The organism is Halomonas sp. 25-S5 (assembly GCF_029889845.1).
In the GTDB taxonomy this organism is placed as follows: Bacteria; Pseudomonadota; Gammaproteobacteria; order Pseudomonadales; family Halomonadaceae; genus Halomonas.
The window spans coordinates 13,104-32,247 of the sequence record NZ_JARANV010000030.1 but is presented as its reverse complement, the minus strand read 5'-3'; the positions used below and the strand labels follow the sequence as shown (position 1 = coordinate 32,247).

13 protein-coding genes are annotated in these 19,144 nt (G+C 69.2%); 5 read left to right on the top strand and 8 right to left on the bottom strand.

Annotated elements, in window-relative coordinates; genetic code table 11:
* Nucleotides 1-26: 26 nt before the first annotated feature.
* Nucleotides 27-1,091 carry a glyceraldehyde 3-phosphate dehydrogenase NAD-binding domain-containing protein gene (locus OP498_RS16640; RefSeq protein ID WP_280549758.1) on the bottom strand — a complete coding sequence of 355 codons (1,065 nt, stop codon included), beginning with the start codon at nucleotides 1,089-1,091 and terminating at the stop codon, nucleotides 27-29.
* Nucleotides 1,092-1,265: 174 nt separating this feature from the next.
* Here OP498_RS16640 and OP498_RS16635 point away from each other — a divergent pair, with 174 nt between their 5' ends.
* Nucleotides 1,266-2,318 carry a class I fructose-bisphosphate aldolase gene (locus OP498_RS16635; RefSeq protein ID WP_280554476.1) on the top strand — a complete coding sequence of 351 codons (1,053 nt, stop codon included), beginning with the start codon at nucleotides 1,266-1,268 and terminating at the stop codon, nucleotides 2,316-2,318.
* 91 nt (nucleotides 2,319-2,409) lie between these two features.
* Here the strand turns inward: OP498_RS16635 and tkt are convergent, their stop codons facing one another.
* Nucleotides 2,410-4,416 carry a transketolase gene (gene tkt / locus OP498_RS16630; protein ID WP_280554474.1) on the bottom strand — a complete coding sequence of 669 codons (2,007 nt, stop codon included), beginning with the start codon at nucleotides 4,414-4,416 and terminating at the stop codon, nucleotides 2,410-2,412.
* Between the two features lie 233 nt (nucleotides 4,417-4,649).
* Here tkt and metK point away from each other — a divergent pair, with 233 nt between their 5' ends.
* From metK to ahcY, 3 genes are all read left to right on the top strand, one after another.
* Nucleotides 4,650-5,870, top strand: coding sequence for a methionine adenosyltransferase (gene metK, locus OP498_RS16625; RefSeq protein WP_280549765.1), 1,221 nt, complete (start codon nucleotides 4,650-4,652; stop codon nucleotides 5,868-5,870).
* A gap of 93 nt (nucleotides 5,871-5,963) precedes the next feature.
* A complete protein-coding gene (ligB, locus tag OP498_RS16620; protein WP_280554472.1) occupies nucleotides 5,964-7,646 on the top strand; it encodes an NAD-dependent DNA ligase LigB in 1,683 nt (560 codons plus the stop codon).
* 107 nt (nucleotides 7,647-7,753) lie between these two features.
* Nucleotides 7,754-9,163 carry an adenosylhomocysteinase gene (gene ahcY / locus OP498_RS16615; RefSeq protein ID WP_280549769.1) on the top strand — a complete coding sequence of 470 codons (1,410 nt, stop codon included), beginning with the start codon at nucleotides 7,754-7,756 and terminating at the stop codon, nucleotides 9,161-9,163.
* A 277-nt stretch (nucleotides 9,164-9,440) separates the two neighbouring features.
* Here the strand turns inward: ahcY and OP498_RS16610 are convergent, their stop codons facing one another.
* Complete coding sequence (locus tag OP498_RS16610) at nucleotides 9,441-10,376, bottom strand: AEC family transporter (protein ID WP_280549771.1); 936 nt, start codon at nucleotides 10,374-10,376, stop codon at nucleotides 9,441-9,443.
* A gap of 140 nt (nucleotides 10,377-10,516) precedes the next feature.
* Here OP498_RS16610 and metF point away from each other — a divergent pair, with 140 nt between their 5' ends.
* Nucleotides 10,517-11,365, top strand: coding sequence for a methylenetetrahydrofolate reductase [NAD(P)H] (metF, locus tag OP498_RS16605; protein ID WP_280554469.1), 849 nt, complete (start codon nucleotides 10,517-10,519; stop codon nucleotides 11,363-11,365).
* A gap of 72 nt (nucleotides 11,366-11,437) precedes the next feature.
* Here the strand turns inward: metF and OP498_RS16600 are convergent, their stop codons facing one another.
* The 5 genes from OP498_RS16600 to prlC form a co-directional block, all read right to left on the bottom strand.
* Nucleotides 11,438-13,624 carry a TRAP transporter permease gene (locus OP498_RS16600; protein WP_280554468.1) on the bottom strand — a complete coding sequence of 729 codons (2,187 nt, stop codon included), beginning with the start codon at nucleotides 13,622-13,624 and terminating at the stop codon, nucleotides 11,438-11,440.
* Between the two features lie 93 nt (nucleotides 13,625-13,717).
* The gene (locus OP498_RS16595; RefSeq protein ID WP_280554467.1) at nucleotides 13,718-14,704 is read right to left on the bottom strand and encodes a TAXI family TRAP transporter solute-binding subunit; all 987 of its coding nucleotides are present in this window, start codon (nucleotides 14,702-14,704) and stop codon (nucleotides 13,718-13,720) included.
* Between the two features lie 310 nt (nucleotides 14,705-15,014).
* Nucleotides 15,015-16,727: a Na/Pi symporter gene (locus tag OP498_RS16590; protein ID WP_280554465.1), complete on the bottom strand. Its 1,713-nt coding sequence runs from the start codon at nucleotides 16,725-16,727 to the stop codon at nucleotides 15,015-15,017.
* Between the two features lie 5 nt (nucleotides 16,728-16,732).
* Complete coding sequence (locus OP498_RS16585) at nucleotides 16,733-16,978, bottom strand: YheV family putative zinc ribbon protein (protein WP_280554463.1); 246 nt, start codon at nucleotides 16,976-16,978, stop codon at nucleotides 16,733-16,735.
* 53 nt (nucleotides 16,979-17,031) lie between these two features.
* On the bottom strand, nucleotides 17,032-19,080 hold the full coding sequence (gene prlC, locus OP498_RS16580; protein WP_280554461.1) for an oligopeptidase A: 2,049 nt from the start codon (nucleotides 19,078-19,080) through the stop codon (nucleotides 17,032-17,034).
* Nucleotides 19,081-19,144: the final 64 nt, after the last annotated feature.

Below are 19,144 nucleotides of genomic sequence, written 5' to 3'. Positions count from 1 at the left end.
CTCGTCTGGGGAAAGCCGAAGGGACGTCATCTGTCGGGGGTATCGGGCGGTGCCGGGGGCAGGGCGGCCAGGCGCCGGGCGACATCGAGCATCCGGTTGGCGAAGCCCCATTCGTTGTCGAACCAGCACAGCAGCTTGATCAGGCGGCCACCGGCCACCCGGGTCTGGGTGGCGTCCACGATACCCGAGCGCGGATCGTGGTTGAAGTCGACCGAGGCCACCGGCTCCTCGGTGTAGCCGAGCCGCCCGGCGAGGCGGTCACGGCTCGCCTCGCGCAGCAGGGCATTGACCGCCTCGGCCGTGGTGTCGCGGCGCACGCAGATCGACAGGTCCATGGCCGAGACGTTGATGGTCGGCACCCGCATGTGCAGGCACTCGAAGCGGCCGGCCAGGTGGGGCATCAGGCGGTTGATGCCGCGCGCCAGCCCGGTGTCCACCGGCACGATGGAGTGCATCGCCGAGCGGGTCAGGCGCAGGTCGGTCTGGTGGTAGGCGTCGATCACCGGCTGGTCGTTCATCGCCGAATGGATGGTGGTGGTCACGCCGTGTTCGATCTCGAGCGCCTCGTCGAGCACGGTGAGCACCGGCACCAGGCAGTGGGTGGTACAGGAGGCCGCGGAGATGATGCGGTGGTGCGCGGCCAGGGTATGGTCGTTGATGCCGCTGACGATGGTGGCATCGACGTCGCTCTCCGCGGGCTGGGAGAACAGCAGCCGGCCGGCGCCGGAGGCGAGATGGCGTTCGGCGGTGGTGCGGTCGCGAAAGCTGCCGGAGCACTCCAGCACCAGGTCGATGCCGAGCTCGGCCCAGGGCAGTCTCGCCGGGTCGGGCTCGCATAGCACCCGGATGGCCCGGCCGTTCACCACCAGACGCTCGCCCTCCACCGCCACGCTGCCGGGGAAGCGGCCATGGGTGGTGTCGTAGCGGGTCAGGTAGGCGATGGTGGCGAGGTCCGAGAGCTCGTTGATCGCCACGATCTCCAGCTGCGGTTCGTCGTGTGCGGGGTGGCGTGACGCCTCGCTCTCGACGAGGGCGCGCAGTACGCACTGGCCGATGCGGCCGTATCCGTTGATGGCGATGCGAAGGGCCATGGGGGGTGACAGGGACTCCGGAGCCGGGAAACACGAAGAGGCGATTCTAGCGCATTTGCGCCATCGACGTCTGCTCTGGCGAACTCGCCGGTTTTGCCAGCAGGGCGCCCGCTGGGTACGATTTTCCCCTACGCTGGGAAGTGCGCATTCACCGGTACCAAGGAGAGGAGTGAGATGAGCGATATCACCAAGCTGTTGGGCAGCGAGGCCGACACCCTGCTGGGACACGTCTGCCGTGGCGTGCCCGCCGAGACGATACACCCGCCCGGCCCGGACTTCGTTGACCGGGTGATGGCCCCGAGCGACCGTCGTCCCAACGTGCTGCGCAACATGCAGGCGCTCTTCGATCATGGCCGCCTGGCTGGCACCGGCTATCTCAGCATCCTGCCGGTGGACCAGGGCATCGAGCACTCGGCGGGGGCCTCCTTCGCGCCGAACCCGCGCTACTTCGACCCGGCCAACATCGTCGAGCTGGCCATCGAGGGCGGCTGCAACGCCGTGGCCTCGACCCTCGGCGGGCTGGCCGCCGTGGCGCGCCGCTACGCCCACCGGATACCGATGATCCTCAAGCTCAACCACAACGAGACGCTGAGCTACCCGGCGATCTATGACCAGACGCTGTTCGCCCAGGTCGAGCAGGCCTTCGAGATGGGCTGCGTGGCCGTGGGGGCGACCATCTACTTCGGCTCCCACGAGAGCCGTCGCCAGATCATGGAGATCAGCGAGGCCTTCGAGCGCGCCCACGAGCTGGGCATGGTCACGGTGCTCTGGGCCTACCTGCGTAACCCGGACTTCAAGAAGGACGGCACCGACTACCACGTGGCCGCCGACCTGACCGGCCAGGCCAACTACCTGGCGGCCACCCTCAAGGCCGATATCGTCAAGCAGAAGTTGCCCGAGACCAATGGCGGCTACCGCGAGATCGGCTTCGGCCATACCCACGCCAAGGTCTACGACGAGCTGACCTCGGACCACCCCATCGACCTGGCGCGCTACCAGGTGGCCAACTGCTACCTGGGCCGTGCCGGGCTGATCAACTCCGGCGGTGGCTCCAAGGGCGCCTCCGACCTCGGCGAGGCGGTGCGCACCGCGGTGATCAACAAGCGTGCCGGGGGCATGGGGCTGATCTCCGGGCGCAAGGCGTTCCAGAAGCCCATGGCCGAGGGCGTCGCGCTGCTCAACGCCATCCAGGACGTCTACCTGTCACCGGAAGTGACCCTCGCCTGACGCGATGGTGGCCACCAACGCAAGCGCGGGCCCGGCATCTGCCGGGCCCGCTTGCGTTCGGGACAGGGGGAGCGGCTATCGCCTGACGGGCTCAGTCCAGCAGGATTGAGGCCTCGGCAACCACGTGGTCCACGGTGAAGCCGAAGTGCTTGAACAGGTCGCCGGCCGGGGCGGACTCGCCGAAGGTGGTCATGCCGACGATCGCACCGTTCAGCCCCACGTACTTGTACCAGAAGTCGCGATGGCCGGCCTCGACGGCCAGGCGCGCGGTGACGGCGGCGGGCAGCACGGCCTCGCGATACTCGGCGTCCTGGCGGTCGAAGAGGTCGGTGGAGGGCATGGAGACCACGCGTACCGCGCGGCCCTGTTCCTCGAGCCGGGCCGCGGCGTCCATGGCCAGGCCGACCTCGGAGCCGGTGGCGATCAGGATAAGGTCAGGCGTCACCACCTTGTCCTTGAGGATACTCTCTTTCAATACGTACCCACCGCGCTGGATGTCGGCCAGTTGCTGCCGGCTGCGCGCCTGGTGCGGCAGGCTCTGGCGGGAGAAGACCAGGGCGGTGGGGCCGGAGCGACGCTTGATGGCAACGTCCCAGGCGGCGGCGGTCTCCACGCTGTCGCAGGGGCGCCAGGTGGCGAGGTTGGGGGTGGAGCGCAGGGTGGTCAGCTGCTCGATGGGCTGGTGGGTGGGGCCGTCCTCGCCCAGGCCGATGGAGTCGTGGGTGAAGACGTAGATCGTCTGTTGGCCCATCAACGCCGCCATGCGCAGGCTGTTGCGCATGTATTCCATGAAGATCAGGAAGGTGGCGCCATAGGGCACGAAGCCGCCGTGGACGGCGATGCCGTTCATGATGGCGCCCATGCCGAACTCGCGCACCCCGTAGTGCAGGTAGTTGCCCCCCGGCTCGGTGACGCTGATCGCCTGGGCGCCCTTCCAGAAGGTCAGGTTGGAGGGGGCCAGGTCGGCACTGCCGCCGAGCAGCTCGGGCATCTGGGGGCCGAGTTCGTCGAGGCAGGCCAGCGAGGCCTTGCGACTGGCCACGCTGTCGCCCTTGGCCTGGGCGGCCTCGATCATCGCCTCGCTGGTGATGCTGGTCGGCAGGTCGCCCTTGAGGCGGCGCTGGAATTCCCGGGCCAGCTCCGGGAAGGCCTCGGCGTAGCGCGTGAAGCGCTCCTTCCAGGCGTCCTGGCGGGCCTGTCCGGCCTCGGCGGCATCCCAGCCCTGGTAGATCTCCTCGGGCACGTGAAAGGGAGCATGCGGCCAGCCGAGCTGCTTGCGGGCAGCGGCCACTTCCTCGTCGCCGAGCGCGGCGCCGTGGCACTCCTCCTTGCCCTGCTTGTTGGGGGCGCCGAAGCCGATGATGGTCTTGCAGATGATCAGGCTCGGCCGGTCATCGTGGCTGCGCGCCAGCTCGATGGCGGCCTTGACCTCCTCGGGCTGGTGCCCGTCGACGTTGGGCACCACGTGCCAGCCGTAAGCCTCGAAGCGCTTGGCGGTGTCGTCAGTGAACCAGCCCTCGACCTCGCCATCGATGGAGATGCCGTTGTCGTCGTAGAAGGTGATCAGCTTGCCCAGGCCCTGGGTGCCGGCCAGCGAGCCGACCTCGTGGGAGATGCCCTCCATCAGGCAGCCGTCGCCGACGAAGCAGTAGGTGTGGTGGTCGATGATGGTGTGGCCGGGGCGGTTGAACTGGGCCGCCAGGGTGCGCTCGGCCAGCGCCATGCCCACGGCGTTGGCCAGGCCCTGGCCCAGCGGGCCAGTGGTGGTCTCGACGCCCGGCGCATAGCCGTACTCCGGGTGACCGGCGGTTTTGGCGTGCAGCTGGCGGAAGTTCTGCAGCTCCTCGAGGCCGAGCTCGTAGCCGGTCAGGTGCAGCAGGGAGTAGAGCAGCATGGAGCCGTGGCCGTTGGAGAGCACGAAGCGGTCGCGATCGGGCCAGTGCGGGTCGGCCGGGTTGTGGACGAGGTAGTCGTTCCACAGCACCTCGGCGATGTCGGCCATGCCCATGGGGGCGCCGGGGTGGCCGGACTTGGCCTTCTGGACGGCATCCATGGACAGGGCGCGTATGGCATTGGCCAGTTCGAAACGGGACGGCATGGGAAGCTCCTCGCCTGCGGCAGAAAGTAGGCAACGACACGGACGGGCCAGGGGGGACTTGGCCGGACGTGACTTCTGGCTGGGTGACGCCGCGAGACGGGGCGTCGCGGTCGAATTTGGGCGTCTATTGTCGCCGACTTGCCGCCCTGCATCAAATCGTGGATGCCCGGGGGAGTCGCAGCGTGTAGACTTCGCGACTGCCTATTGCTGATACGAAGAGGGCCGAGGACGCCATGAGCGAATACTCTCTGTTCACCTCCGAGTCCGTGTCCGAAGGGCATCCGGACAAGATTGCCGACCAGATCTCCGATGCGGTGCTCGACGCCATCATCGCCCGCGACAAGAACGCCCGGGTGGCCTGCGAGACCCTGGTCAAGACCGGCGTGGCCATCGTCGCCGGCGAGATTACCACCTCGGCCTGGGTCGATCTGGAGGCGCTGGTGCGCGAGGTGATCACCGGCATCGGCTACACCTCCTCGGACGTCGGCTTCGACGGCGAGACCTGTGGCGTGCTCAACCTGATCGGCAAGCAGAGCGTGGACATCGCCCAGGGCGTCGACCGCACCAAGCCCGAGGACCAGGGCGCCGGCGACCAGGGCCTGATGTTCGGCTACGCCACCAACGAGACCGACGCCTACATGCCGGCGCCGATCCACTATGCGCACCGGCTGGTGGAGCGTCAGGCCGAGCTGCGCAAACATGGCCTGCTGCCCTGGCTGCGCCCTGACGCCAAGAGCCAGCTGACCTTCCGTTACGACGCGGCGGGCAAGCCCTGCGCCGTGGATGCCGTGGTGCTCTCCACCCAGCACGACCCGGAGATCGACCAGGAGGAGCTGCGCAAGATGGTGCGCCGCGAGATCATCGAGCAGGTGATCCCCGCCGAGTGGCTGACCGCGACCACCCAGTACCACATCAACCCCACCGGCAAGTTCGTGATCGGCGGCCCGGTGGGTGACTGCGGCCTGACCGGGCGCAAGATCATCGTCGACACCTACGGCGGCACCGCCCGCCACGGTGGCGGCGCCTTCTCCGGCAAGGACCCCTCCAAGGTCGACCGCAGCGCCGCCTATGCGGGCCGCTACGTGGCCAAGAACCTGGTCGCTGCCGGCCTGGCCGACAAGTGCGAGATCCAGGTCTCCTACGCCATCGGTGTGGCCGAGCCCACCTCGGTCTCCGTCAACACCTTCGGTACCGGCCGGGTGGACGACGCACGCATCATCGCGCTGGTGCGCGAGCACTTCGACCTGCGGCCCAACGCCATCACCCGCATGCTCGACCTGCTGCATCCCATGTACCAGCTGACCGCGGCCTACGGCCACTTCGGTCGCGAGCCCTTCGAGACCCGCTACCGCTGGACCGACACCCAGGGCCAGGCGCATACCGAGACCTTCACGGCCTTCCCCTGGGAGAAGATCGACCGCGCCCACGCCCTGCGCCAGGCCGCCGGCCTGTAGGATATCGCCTACAGGCGATGACAGGTCCCGCTGGCAGCGCCATGCGGGGCCTGCTGCTATGGTCAGGGCAGACATTGCGTGGGAGCTGCTGTGATGCCCCGTTACCTGGCCAGCTGGCTGCTGGCCCTTGCCATCGCGTTTATCCCGTCCCTGGCCATGGCCTGTCCCGACTGGTCCGGCGAGCGGGCCGAGCGCGAGCTTGCCGCCCTGGCCGAGCGGCTGGCCGGGTGGGACGACGCCTATTACCGGCGGGGCGAGTCGCCGGTCTCCGATGATGTCTATGAGCAGGCCCGGGAGCGGCTCGCGGCCTGGCAGCGCTGCTTTCCCGGGCTGGACGTAGACGCCTCGCGCGACGACTCGCGGCCGGCCGGCCCGGTGCGCCATCCCGTTGCCCAGACCGGGCTCGCCAAGCTCGCCGACGAGGCCGCGGTGCGCCGCTGGCTGGCGCGCCGCGACGACGTCTGGGTGCAGCCCAAGGTGGACGGCGTGGCGGTGACCCTGGCCTATGAGCAGGGGCGTCTGGCGCGGGCGGTCAGCCGTGGGGACGGTCAGCATGGCCAGGACTGGACGGCGGCGGCCCGCCGCCTCCCGGCGATCCCCGCGCGGCTGCCGGAGGCCATCGATGTGGTCCTGCAGGGCGAGCTCCATCTGCGCCTGGCGGATCACGTCCAGGCCGAGGCGGGCACGGCCGGGGCACGCAGCGCGGTGGCCGGGCTGATGGCGCGCGATGCCCTGGAGGCCGACGCGGCGCGCCGCATCGGCCTGTTCGTCTGGGACTGGCCGGATGGTCCTCGAGACATGGGCGAGCGGCTCGAGGGGCTGAGGCGTTTGGGCTTCGGCGAGGCCGTTGCGCTGACCCGCCGGGTCGAGACCCTGGAAGAGGTGGCCGGGTGGCGGGAGCGCTGGTATCGCGGCCCGCTGCCCTTCGCCACGGATGGCGTGGTGCTGCGCCAGGGGAGCCGCCCGCCCGGGCAGGCGTGGCGGGCCGAGCCGCCGGGCTGGGCCGCGGCCTGGAAGCATCCGCCTCGGGAGGCGCTCGCCGAGGTGCGCGGCGTCGAGTTCCGCATCGGCCGTACCGGGCGCATCACGCCCTTGCTGCACCTGCATCCCGTCGCGCTGGCGGGCCGCACGATCCGCCGGGTCGGCCTGGGGTCGCTGGCGCGCTGGCGCGAGCTCGACATCCGTCCCGGCGACCAGGTGGTGATCGCCCTGGCCGGCCTGACGATTCCCCGGCTGGAGGCGGTGGCCTGGCGAGCCGCCGAGCGCCCGGCGATCGTCCCACCCGCGGCGGCTGACTACCACGCCTTGAGCTGCTTCCGGCCGCTGCCGGACTGCGAGGCGCAGTTCCTCGAGCGCCTGGCCTGGCTGGGCGGCCCGCAGGGGCTCGACCTGCCCGGCGTGGGGCCGGGCACCTGGCAGTCGCTGGTCGAGGCGGGGCTGGTCACCGGCCTGCTCGACTGGCTGGCCCTGGACGAACGGGCGTTGCGCCGCGCCCACGGCATCGGCGAGGTTCGTGCCGGGGCCCTGAGGGCTGCCTTCGAGACCACGCGGGCGGCAGCGTTTCCCCGCTGGCTGCAGGCGCTGGGGGCGCCGCCTGGCGTCGAGGCCGCTCTGCCGGCAGATTGGGTGACCCTGATCGGCTACGACCGCAGCGCCTGGTCGGCGTTGCCCGGGGTGGGCGCCGGTCGCGCCACGGCGCTGGTCGACTTCTTCGCCCATCCCGAGGTGCGGGCCCTGGCGCGGCGGCTGGGCGAGGCCGGCATCGACGGCTTCTAGGCACGCGCCTGCGTTGGTTGTCCGGGGTTGGGCTCACTGCCTATAGTGAGGATCAAGCTTTTCGTCCTGAACACATGCTTTTCGTCCTGAACAAGAGGTGCTGCACGATGAACCACCCCGCCGTTTCCGCGCCCGTGGCCACCGACTGCAAGGTCGCCGATCTCTCCCTCGCCGCCTGGGGACGTCGCGAGATCCGCATCGCCGAGACCGAGATGCCGGCCCTGATGACGATCCGCGACAAGTACCGCGCCGCGCAGCCGCTGGCCGGCGCGCGTATCGCTGGCTGCATCCACATGACCATCCAGACGGCGGTGCTGATCGAGACGCTGATCGATCTGGGGGCCAGCGTGCGCTGGTCGTCCTGCAACATCTTCTCCACCCAGGACCATGCGGCGGCCGCCATCGCCGCCGCGGGCATCCCGGTGTTCGCCTGGAAGGGCGAGAGCGAGGAGGCGTTCTGGTGGTGCATCGAGCAGACGGTGGCGGGCCCCGACGGCTGGACCCCCAACCTGGTGCTGGATGACGGCGGTGACCTGACGGCGCTGCTCCACGAGAAGCGCCCCGAGCTGCTGGACGCCATCCACGGCATCAGCGAGGAGACCACCACCGGGGTGCATCGCCTGCAGGAGATGCTGCGCGACGGCCTGCTCAAGGTGCCGGCGATCAACGTCAACGATGCCGTCACCAAGTCGAAGAACGACAACAAGTACGGCTGCCGCCACTCGCTCAACGATGCCATCAAGCGTGCCACCGACCATCTGCTGGCCGGCAAGCAGGCACTGGTGGTGGGCTATGGCGACGTGGGTAAGGGTTCGGCCGCCTCGCTGCGCCAGGAAGGCATGATCGTGCGCATCGTGGAGATCGACCCGATCTGCGCCATGCAGGCCTGCATGGACGGCTTCGAGGTGGTCTCGCCCTACCGGGCGGGCCTCAACCGCGGCCTGGAGAGCCTCGACGGTGAGCTGCTCGCGCGGGTCGACCTGGTGGTGACCGCCACCGGTAACATCCATGCCTGCGATGCCGCCATGCTCCAGGCGCTCAAGCCGGGTGCGGTGGTCTGCAACATCGGCCACTTCGACAGCGAGATCGATACCGCCTACATGCGTCGTCACTGGCACTGGGAGGAGGTGAAGCCCCAGGTGCACCAGATCTACCGGGACAGCAAACCGGGAAGCTTCGACCCCGACAGTCGCGACTACCTGATCCTGCTCTCCGAGGGTCGCCTGGTGAATCTGGGTAACGCCACCGGCCACCCCTCCCGGGTGATGGATGGCTCCTTCGCCAACCAGGTGCTGGCGCAGATCCACCTCTTCGATGGCCGCTTCGCCGAGCTGCCCGAGGGCGATCGGCGTGACGCCCTCGGCGTGACGGTGCTGCCGCGCCACCTCGACGAGGAGGTGGCCCGCTACATGGTGCAGGGCTTCGGCGGGGTGGTCACGCGCCTGACCGAGGAGCAGGCCGACTACACCGGCGTCGCCGTCGACGGCCCCTACAAGCCGGATGCCTATCGTTACTAACGCTATGTTGCTGGGCAGGGCTATCGCAAATAGATCGATCGCTCAAGGCTGATCCGGCGGTAAGCCCCGGGGTGCCGGACCATCGAGGAGGCGCTGTGAATACCTCCCTGTAAGCTACCGACGCCCTGCTTCGCTCTCGCATCCTGCTCCGCTTGCAGGGCCAGTGCTAGCCATCCATGGCCAGCCCGTTCGGAGGGATCCTCCTCACCCCTGGCGTAGGACCTCCTCTTCGGCCTGCCCCCGGCGCCTCTCGCTGTGCGTGATCAGGAGAGCTCAGTCACAGCCCGGCCAGTTGCATCATCAGCGTCAGGTAGAGCGGGATCAGCAGCGGCGCGGCCAGGGTGGTGATCAGCACCGCCAGGGCGCCCTTCTCCGGGGCGATGCCGAGCTCCATGGCCACCACCACCACGTTGGCGGCCATGGGCACCACGCCGATCAGCAGCAGCGCCAGGGCGAGTTCGCCCGAGAGCGGGATGAGTGCCTGCAGGCCCAGCACCCCGGCCAGCGACAGCAGTGGCCAGAGGCCATAGCGGATCGCCACGCAGGCGCCAATGAAACGCAGATCGAACTCCCGTACGCTGACCCGTCCCAGGGTCATGCCGATGATCATCATGCCGAGCAGGGTGTAGGTCGCCGGGAAGGCGGCCAGCCCCTGCATCACCGCGTCTGGCACCCCGAGCCCTAAGCCGCTTACCAGCAGGGCGGCGAGGAAGGCGTAGATCAGCGGCAGCCGGGCGATCTTGACCAGGCTCTGGCGCACCGAAAACTGCCCCCGGGCGCTCAAGTAGAAGCCCACCGTGAACTCGTAGAGGGTCACCCCCAGCACGCCGAAGAGATACAGCGTCACCCCCTGGGGCGGCAGCAGCACCAGGGCCACCGGCAGGCCGAAGTAGCCGGTGTTGCCGGTGCCGGAGGAGAAGGCCAGCAGGGCGCTCTCCGGTGGGGCGAAGCCCCGCCTTGCCAGCCGGTGGACGACCACGGCGATCAGGCTGGCCACCGTGAAGAGCGCCGCGGTGAGCAGCAGGTAGCCGGGCGTGGGGCCGCCCTGGACCAGCCCGCGGAAGAAGGTCAGCGGGGCGACCAGGTAGATCAGCAGAGTGGCGACGGGACGCGGGTCCACCGACAGCCGGCGGGCGGCCAGCCAGCCCAGGCCGATATAGGCGAGCAGGGTCCAGAGCGGGCCCATCAGGGTGCCGGGGTCGATCGGGGTCATGTCCTTCCTTGGGTCCTGGCGGCCGTGGGACCGCTTCTGCATGAACAGGATTGATGTGGCGTCGCGTATCTTTCATTGGTCGGCAGCACAGCCAGCCGTCAGAATAGCCGCAATATGCATCATTTTCATGAGGTAAGCCGATGAGCACGCAGGAACACCCGCTGGGGATCAGCTTCGAGTTCTTTCCGCCCAACACCGACGCCGGGCGCGAGAAGCTGGTCGGCGTTCGCGATGCCCTGGCCAGCCGCGCGCCGCGCTTCTTCTCGGTCACCTACGGTGCCGGGGGCTCCACCCAGGACCGCACCCTGAACACCGTGCGGATGGTGCGCGAGTCCGGTTTCACCACCGCGCCACACCTTTCCTGCATCGGCAGCGACAAGGGCGCGCTGCGCGAGCTGCTCTCGCGCTACCGGGAGGAGGGGATCGACAGCCTGGTGGCCCTGCGCGGCGACATGCCCTCCGGCATGGGCGGGGGCGGCATCGGCCAGCTGCGCTACGCCAACGAGCTGGTCGAGTTCATCCGCGAGGAGACCGGCGACCACTTCGAGATCGCCGTGGCCGCTTACCCGGAGTCCCATCCCCAGGCGTCGAACCTCGAGCAGGACCTGTCGAACTTCGCCCGCAAGATGAAGGCCGGGGCCGACATCGCCATCACCCAGTACTTCTTCAGCGCCGAGGCCTACTTCCACTTCGTCGAGCGGGCTCGTGCCCTGGGTGTCGAGGCGCCCATCGTGCCGGGCATCATGCCGATCACCAACTACACCAAGCTGGCGCGCTTCTCGGATGCCTGCGGGGCCGAGATCCCGCGCTGGATCCGCAAGCAGCTCGAGAGCTATGGCGACGACAGCGAGGCCATCGGTGCCTTCGGCGAGGAGGTGATCTCGCGGCTCTGCCAGCGGTTGCTCGATGGCGGCGCCCCGGGCCTGCATTTCTATACGCTGAATCAGTCGACCCCCTGCCTGCGTATCCTCGACAACATCACCGGTTGACGCGGCCTTCGCCGCAACGCAACGGGCCCCGCCAATGACGGGGCCCGTTGCGTTCCAGGGGAGGCGTCGCGCTCAGCCGGCGGGAACGGCCTTGCCCCTTCCGCCATGGCGGCCGCGCTGCATCATGAACATCAGCGCGCCGATGGCGAGGCCCGCGATGTCGGAATAGATGCCGCCGTAGATCATGAACAGCGCCCCGAGCAGCATCACCAGGCGCTGCCAGGTCTTGACCGGCCCGAAGAACCAGGCCTGGACGGTGGCCGACAGCAGCACGATGCCCAGGGTGGCGGTCACGCCCACGCGCAGGATCTGCATCCAGCTGCCCTCCATCAGCATGGCGGGGCTGTAGAAGAACATGAAGGGCACGATGAAGGCCGCCAGGCCGATCTTGAACGAGGCCACCGAGGTGCCCATGGCGTTGTCGCCCGAGATACCCGCCGCCGCATAGGAGGCCAGGGCCACCGGCGGGGTGATCGCCGAGACCACCGCAAAGTAGAACACGAAGAAGTGCGCCACCAGCGGCTGGATACCGATGTTGATCAGGCCCGGGGCGACCACCGAGGCGGCCACCGCGTAGGCGGCGGTCGTCGGCATGCCCATGCCCAGCAGGATCGAGATGCACATGGCGAAGAACAGCGCCAGCAGCTGGCTGACCCCGGCCAGGCCGAGCAGCAGCGAGGAGAAGCGCGCGCCGACCCCGGTCAGCGAGATCACGCCGACGATCAGACCGGCGCAGGCGCACACGGCGATGATCTGAATGGCCATGGTGCCGGCCAGCTGCAGGGCCCTGAGGATGGCGGGGATGCCCATCTTGTGGGGCGAGAACCAGCTCACCACGGCCGCCGAGGCGGTGGCCAGGGTGCCGGCGCGGATCACCGAGTAGCCCATGAACAGCGCGGCGATCAGGATGATGATCGGTGCGAACAGGTAGACTTGCTTGACCAGCTTCGAGAACAGCGGGATCTCGTCCTTGCGCATGCCGCGCATGCCCGTGCGGGCCGCCTCGAAGTCCACCATGAAGTAGATCGAGGCGAAGTAGAGGATGGCGGGAATCAGCGCCGCCACGGCGATATCGGTGTAGGGGATGCCGGTGATCTCGGCCATGATGAAGGCGCCCGCGCCCATGATCGGCGGCATGATCTGCCCGCCGGTGGAGGCCGCAGCCTCGATGGCTCCGGCACTGCGGGCCGGATAGCCCACCTTCTTCATCAGCGGGATGGTCAGCGAGCCGGTGGAGACCACGTTGCCGGCGCTGGTGCCGTTGATCATGCCCATCAGGCCGGAGGCGAAGATCGATACCTTGGCGGGGCCGCCACGGGCCCGGCCGGCGGCGGCGAAGGCGAAGTTGACGAAGTAGTCGCCCACCTTCGAGGCCTGCAGGAAGGCGGCGAAGATGATGAACAGGATGATGTAGGTCGAGGAGACCGCGGTGGTCGGCCCGAGGATGCCGGCGTCGGTGTAGACCTGGCTGAAGAAGCGGCCCACCGAGAGCCCGGGATAGCCCAGGAAGCCCGGCAGGTAGGGGCCAGCGAAGACGTAGAGCAGGAAGATGGCGGAGATCACCACCAGCGCCAGGCCGGCGACGCGGCGGGTCAGCTCGAGGATCAGCAGCGAGCCGGCGATGGCCGCGTAGGAGATGCCCATGGGCGCGAAGGAGGTGCCGGTGGAGGCGCGCAGCGGGCTGTTGAACATCACCAGCAGGTAGCCGGCCACGGCCAGGGCGCAGACCATCAGCACCAGGTCGGCCGGTGAGAGGCGGTCGCGGAACTGACGATAGCTCCAGGAGAGCAGGATGCCGGCCGCGGTGGCCAGTATCAGCGGATAACCGAAGTGCCAGGCCTCGATCTGCGGGGCGATGCGCATGGCGCCACCACTCATCGCCTGGTACATCATCACCACCCGCACCAGGGCGTAGAGGGCGGGGATGAGCATGGCGTAGCTCACCCAGGCGAGCCAGGTGGCAGAGCGGCGCTGGTCCTCGTTGGCGAAGCGGGTGCCGGCGTAGAGGCCGAAGCCGAGAACCAGGGCACCGGCGATGTGCACGATGCGAAACGACCAGGTCTCCAGCGGATAGACGTTCAGCGAGATCAGGTGAAAGCTGGAATAGACGATGGCCAGGGCACCGAAGAGCAGCCACTGCCCGCCGGTATAGAGTCGCCGGTTGGACTCCACGGCGGCGTCGTCGACGCCCTCGGCGTTGACCGTCTCGACGACGTCGTCATGCGGCGCGTCGTCACGGGATTCGGGGGTATGGGACATGGAAAGCACCCTAGAGGGGTTGTCGGAGGGGCACGGAAACGGCCCCCCGCCGGGCCCACTGTGGCCGTGGCGGGAGGCGGTCGGGTCAACGGATCAGAGCTTCAGGTCGTCCGGGATCTCGTAGCCGTTCTCCTCGTACCAGCGCACGGCACCCGGGTGGAACGGCAGTACCTTGTTGTACTTGATGTTCTCCGGGATGCTGGTGGCGGCGCTGCGGTGGACGTTGCGCATGCGGTCGTTGTTTTCCATGCTCAGCTTGGTGACCTCATAGACGAAGTCCTCTGGCAGGTCACAGCCGGCGATGGTGAAGTTCCACATGGAAACGGCGCGGGCATCCTCCTCGAGGGTCTGGTAGGTGCTGGCCGGGATCTGGAACTCGGAGACCGGGAAGCTCTCGAGCACCGTCTGCTGCTCCTCCTCGGTGAACTCGATGATGTTGACGTCGGTCTGCACCTCGAGCTGGCTGACGGCGGGGATCGGGATGCCGGCGGCGAAGGCGATGACGTCGATCAGGCCGTCCTGCAGCTGGCCGCCCAGGTCGGACCAGCCACCGTTGCGGCGGTCGAAGTCCACGCCCAGGGTCTCGAGCATGGCCGGGAAGTAGGTGTCGGAGGTGGAGGCCGCCGGGCCGAAGCCGATGCGGGCGCCGTCCGGGATGTCGGAGATCGACTCGATGCCGCTGCCCTCCAGCGCCGTGATCGAGAAGGGGGTCTCGTACATCGGGAACAGCGCACAGACGTTGTCCATGGGCAAGCCCGGGGCGAGCGGGCTCTTGCCGGCCAGGGCCTCGGCGGCCGGTCCCATGGTGGTCAGGCCGAGGGCGACGTCGCCGCCATGCACCAGTGCCATGTTCTGGGTCGGGCCGCCGGTGACCTCGCCGCCGCCGGAGAGGCCCAGCTCGTCGGCGATCAGGTTGGCCCAGCCGGAGCCGTAGACGAAGTAGGTGCCGCCCTGGCTGGCGGTGCCCACGGTGAAGCTTTCGGGCCAGTCGCTGCGGTCCGTCTGGGCCGAGGCCGAGGCGGCGACCAGCAGGGAGCCGGCCAGAGTGCCGGCGAGGATCCGTGAGGTTGCGTTGCGCATGGCGTATCTCCTGTATGCGGTTGTGCTCTTGTCATTTGCCCGGGCCGTCTTGCCCCGGGGCTGCATGCCATCTCCCCCCAGTGTGGTCATCGGCTGTGGGACCTGCCGTGAGCCAGGGCGGGGTGGCATCAACGCCTATCACAAAGCAATGGCCATGCCTGCTTATTGAAATATCCGGTATTTCATATGGTTGCAAGAAGTTCATTCGACCTTGGTCGAGGTGGGGATGGCGGGGTGGGGCCGGGATCCCGCACGGGACGGGGCTGGTGGTGTGCGGATTCCCGCACGGCGCCTCGCGCCAGGCGCGCCGTCAGGCGTCGTGCGGCGAGGTCAGGGCGGCCGTCAGTCGGCTGGCCTGGTGGAGGTCGTTCATCAGCGAGGAAGCGAGCCAGGGATCGAGGCGATGCTGGCGCAACCGTTCGGCCAGCTCGTGCTGCCAGTGGCGACGGACCTCTTCCAGGGGCGCCTCGATGTCGCGGGCTCCCGGGGCGTTGGCCAGGCGGTTGAGGCCCTCGGCGAGGGCCATGCGCAGGTCATCGTGGGCCTCGCGAAGGGGGCTCCCCGGTGCGGCGTGGCGCAGCAGGCTGCGCTGCAGCACCTCGCCGAAGCGCACCGCCTCGACCAGGCGCAGGGTGCGGGCATAGAGGGTCTCCAGGCGTGCCTCCTGGGCCGCGGTGAGGGGCGTGTCGATGCGCGAGTAGAAGTCGAGGATCTCCGCCATCAGCGGCTTGATCTGCTCGTGGTAGCGCACGTTCACCAGCGGCCACTCCTCGGGGACGATGGGCGCCTCGATCACGGCCCGGCTGGGCGGGTGGCCGATCGCCTCGGCGCTGGGCACCAGGATGGCCGAGGCGAGCAGGTGGTAGGTGCGCCGGTCGAGCCGTCGGCACTCCTGCTCGATGGCCGCGAGGGCCGTGTCGGCGTGCTGCAGGGCGTTGGTCTCCAGGTAGCGCGCCTGGGCCGGGGAGACTCTCGCCGGCTCGGGGAAGAGCCGCTCCAGGCCGCCGGCCAGCCGCGGGATCCAGGGCAGCATCAGCAGGATGCCCAGGCCGTTGAAGAGAGTATGGAAGAGCGCCAGCTTGAGCGGCCAGGCGGTGGCCGCCAGGCCCACCAGTGCGGCGAGCCGGTCCACCAGCGCGGCCAGCGGCAGCAGCAGGGCCAGGGCCACGGCCGCCGTGACCAGGTTGAAGATCACATGGGCCCCGGCCAGCCGCCGGCCGGCCGTGCTGGCGCCGAAGGCACCGATCACCGCGGTCACGGTGGTGCCGATGTTGGCGCCGATGGCGATGGCCAGGGCCGGCAGGTAGGGCAGCTGGCCGGAGGCCAGCGCCGTGAGGATGATCAGCAGGGTGGCGTGGCTGGACTGCATGACCACGGTGGCCATGACGCCGAACAGCACCAGCAGCGGCCAGTGCCAGAGGCGCTCGCCAGCCAGGCCGTCCAGGGAGAGGTCATCCTGCCAGGTCTCGAAGCCCAGCTTCATGAAGTCGATGCCCAGCAGCAGCAGGCCCACGCCGAGCAGCAGACCGGCGATGCCGGCGCGACTGCCCTGCAGCAGCCGCGAGCCCAGCAACCCTAGCGCCAGCAGCGGCATCGCATACTGGGCGAGGTCGGCCTTGAGGCCGAACCCGGCGATCAGCCAGGCGCCGGTGGTGGTGCCGAGGTTGGCCCCGAACAGCAGCGCGATGCCGGCGGGCAGGGCCACCAGGCCGGCGCCCACGAAGGACATGGCCAGCAGGGTCACCAGCGAGCTGGACTGGACCAGCGCGGTGGCCAGGGCGCCCACGGCGATGGCCCGCGAGGTGCGGCGGGTGGCGGCGTGCAGCCAGCGGTCCAGGGTACCGCCGGAGAGGCGCTTGATGGCCTCCTCCAGGTGGGTCATGCCCCACAGGAAGAGCCCCAGCCCGGCGGCCAGGGTGGCGAGGTCCAGCCGGGCGACCAGCAGCGCCGCCGCAGCCGCGAGCCCCAGCAGCTCGAGCAGGCGGCGCTGCGGCAGCAGGGTGACGGCCGTTCCCTGGCCCATGGGCGTCAGTGCCCTTTCGGGTCGAGGATCTTCACGGTCTGCAGGTCGCTGCGAGCCTGCTCCTCGCGTTCGCGATTGACCCGGGTCTCGAGCTCCGGCAGGGCCTCGTCCTCGATGGGCAACTGCTCGAAGAAGTCACAGCTGACGCAGTCGCGGTAGCGGATGCCGTTCTGCTCCCAGGCGCGGATACGGTCCATCTCGGCGCAGCGCGGGCAGATGGCCCCGGCGATAAAGCGTTTCTGGACGGCCATGGTGGCTCCTGTGGCGGCCCCGGCGGTATGGCCGGGGCGTGGGTGTCATGGGGTCAGGCGGCACGGATGCCGCTGTGGCGCAGCAGCGGCTCGACGCTGGGCTCGCGGCCGCGGAAGGCGCGGAACAGCTCGGCGGCGTCGCGGGAGCCGCCGCGCTCGAGGATCTCGGTGCGGAAGCGTCGGCCGGTCTCGGGGTCGAAGATGCCGGCTTCCTCGAAGGCACTCCAGGCATCCGCGGAGAGCACCTCGGCCCACTTGTAGCTGTAGTAGCCCGCCGCATAGCCGCCGGCGAAGACGTGGCCGAAGCCGTTCTGGAAGCGGTTGAAGTCGGCCCGCGGGACCACGGCGACGGCATCGCGCACCGCCTCGAGCAGCGCCTGGATGTCGGCGGCCCTCGGGGCCGCGAGCTCGCGGTGCAGGCGGAAGTCAAACAGCGAGAACTCCAGCTGACGCACCATGCCCATGGCGGACTGGAAATTCTTGGCCGCCAGCAGCCTCTCGAAGAGCGCCTCGGGCAGCGGCTCGCCGGTCTCCACGTGGCCGGCGATCAGGTCGAGCCCCTCGCGTTCCCAGCAGAAGTTCTCCATGAACTGGCTGGGCAGCTCCACCGCGTCCCAGGCCACGCCGTTGATGCCGGAGATGTCGGCGACGGTCTGGCGGGTCAGCATGTGGTGCAGGCCGTGGCCAAACTCGTGGAAGAGGGTGGTGACCTCGTCGTGGGTCAGCAGTGCCGGGGCGTCCCCCACCGGGCGGGTGAAGTTGCAGGTCAGGTAGGCCACCGGCAGCTGCACCGCGTCGCCTTCCAGGCGGCGGACCCGGCACTCGTCCATCCAGGCGCCGCCACGCTTGCCCTCGCGGGCATAGAGGTCGAGGTAGAAGCCGGCGATGGGGGCGCCGTGCTCGAGGATCCGGAAGTAGCGCACGTCGGGGTGGTAGTGCGGGGCCGTCGCGTCCTCCGCGAAGGTGACGCCGTAGAGGCGCTCGACCACCTGGAACAGGCCGTCGACCACCTGCGGGGCGGGAAAATAGGGGCGCAGCTGCTCGTCGGAGATGGCATGGCGCGCCTCGCGCAGCTTCTCGCTGGCGAAGCCCACGTCCCAGGGCGCGAGCGCCTCCATGCCCAGCTCGTCGCGGGCATAGGCCGCGAGTTCCGCATACTCCTCCTGGGCCTGGGGCACGGCGCGCGCGGCCAGGTCCTCGAGGAAGGTGACTACCTGGTCGGGCGATTCGGCCATCTTGGTCGACAGGGAGTAGTCGGCGTAGTCGCTGAAGCCCAGCAGTTCGGCCAGCTCGTAGCGCAGCGCGAGGATTTCCTCCATCACCGGGGCGTTGTCGTACTCGCCGGCGTTGGGGCCCTGGTCGGAGGCGCGGGTGACGAAGGCGGTGTAGATCTCGCGACGCAACTCGCGGTCCTCGGCGTAGGTCATCACCGGGAAGAAGCTGGGAAAGTCCAGGGTGATGCGGTAGCCGGCCAGGCCCTTGGCCTCGGCATTGGCCCGCAGGCTGGCCAGCGCGCTCTCGGGCAGGCCGGCGAGGCGGGTCTCGTCGGCGAGGTCCAGGTGCCAGGCCTGGGTGGCGTCCAGCAACTGGTTGGAGAAGGTGTTGGAGAGCTCGGAGAGGCGCGACTTGATCTCGCCATAGCGCTGCTTCTTCTCGGCGGGCAGGTCCACGCCGGCCAGGCGGAAGTCGCGCAGCGCATTCTCCACGGTGCGACGCTGGCCCTCGTCGAGGGTCTCCCAGGCGGGACCGTTGCGCAGCGCCTGCCAGGCCTGGAACAGCCCCTCGTGCTGGCCGATCCAGGTGCTGTAGTCGGAGAGCCGGCCCAGGCAGGCCTGGTAGGCCTCGCGTAGCTCGGGGTTGTTCATGGTGCCATTGAGGTGGGAGACCGGCGACCAGGCCCGCGCCAGGCGGTCGTTGAGGGCCTCCAGCGGGGCGGCCAGGCTGTCCCAGCCCGGGGCAGCGGTCTCGGCGCGCGCCACGAGTTCCTCGATGGCCGTGCGGTTTTCCGCCAGCAGCGCTTCGATGGCCGGCACCACGTGGTCGGGCCGGATGGCATCGAAGGGGGGCAGTTCGTGGGGGTCGAGCAGCGGATTGCGGGACATGTATACCTCGGGTCGGAATAGGGGAATGGGTCTTAGATGCGGGCGGCCGCGGCGGGTTTCAATG

What these genes read in the sequence shown, in the direction of transcription:
- tkt (WP_280554474.1), bottom strand. Translation starts at nt 4,416, where the DNA reads ATGCCGTCCCGTTTCGAACTGGCCAATGCCATACGCGCCCTGTCCATG.
- ligB (WP_280554472.1), top strand. Translation starts at nt 5,964, where the DNA reads ATGCCCCGTTACCTGGCCAGCTGGCTGCTGGCCCTTGCCATCGCGTTT.
- OP498_RS16585 (WP_280554463.1), bottom strand. Translation starts at nt 16,978, where the DNA reads ATGGCCGTCCAGAAACGCTTTATCGCCGGGGCCATCTGCCCGCGCTGC.
- metK (WP_280549765.1), top strand. Translation starts at nt 4,650, where the DNA reads ATGAGCGAATACTCTCTGTTCACCTCCGAGTCCGTGTCCGAAGGGCAT.
- prlC (WP_280554461.1), bottom strand. Translation starts at nt 19,080, where the DNA reads ATGTCCCGCAATCCGCTGCTCGACCCCCACGAACTGCCCCCCTTCGAT.
- metF (WP_280554469.1), top strand. Translation starts at nt 10,517, where the DNA reads ATGAGCACGCAGGAACACCCGCTGGGGATCAGCTTCGAGTTCTTTCCG.
- OP498_RS16640 (WP_280549758.1), bottom strand. Translation starts at nt 1,091, where the DNA reads ATGGCCCTTCGCATCGCCATCAACGGATACGGCCGCATCGGCCAGTGC.
- OP498_RS16610 (WP_280549771.1), bottom strand. Translation starts at nt 10,376, where the DNA reads ATGACCCCGATCGACCCCGGCACCCTGATGGGCCCGCTCTGGACCCTG.
- OP498_RS16590 (WP_280554465.1), bottom strand. Translation starts at nt 16,727, where the DNA reads ATGGGCCAGGGAACGGCCGTCACCCTGCTGCCGCAGCGCCGCCTGCTC.
- OP498_RS16600 (WP_280554468.1), bottom strand. Translation starts at nt 13,624, where the DNA reads ATGTCCCATACCCCCGAATCCCGTGACGACGCGCCGCATGACGACGTC.
- OP498_RS16595 (WP_280554467.1), bottom strand. Translation starts at nt 14,704, where the DNA reads ATGCGCAACGCAACCTCACGGATCCTCGCCGGCACTCTGGCCGGCTCC.
- ahcY (WP_280549769.1), top strand. Translation starts at nt 7,754, where the DNA reads ATGAACCACCCCGCCGTTTCCGCGCCCGTGGCCACCGACTGCAAGGTC.
- OP498_RS16635 (WP_280554476.1), top strand. Translation starts at nt 1,266, where the DNA reads ATGAGCGATATCACCAAGCTGTTGGGCAGCGAGGCCGACACCCTGCTG.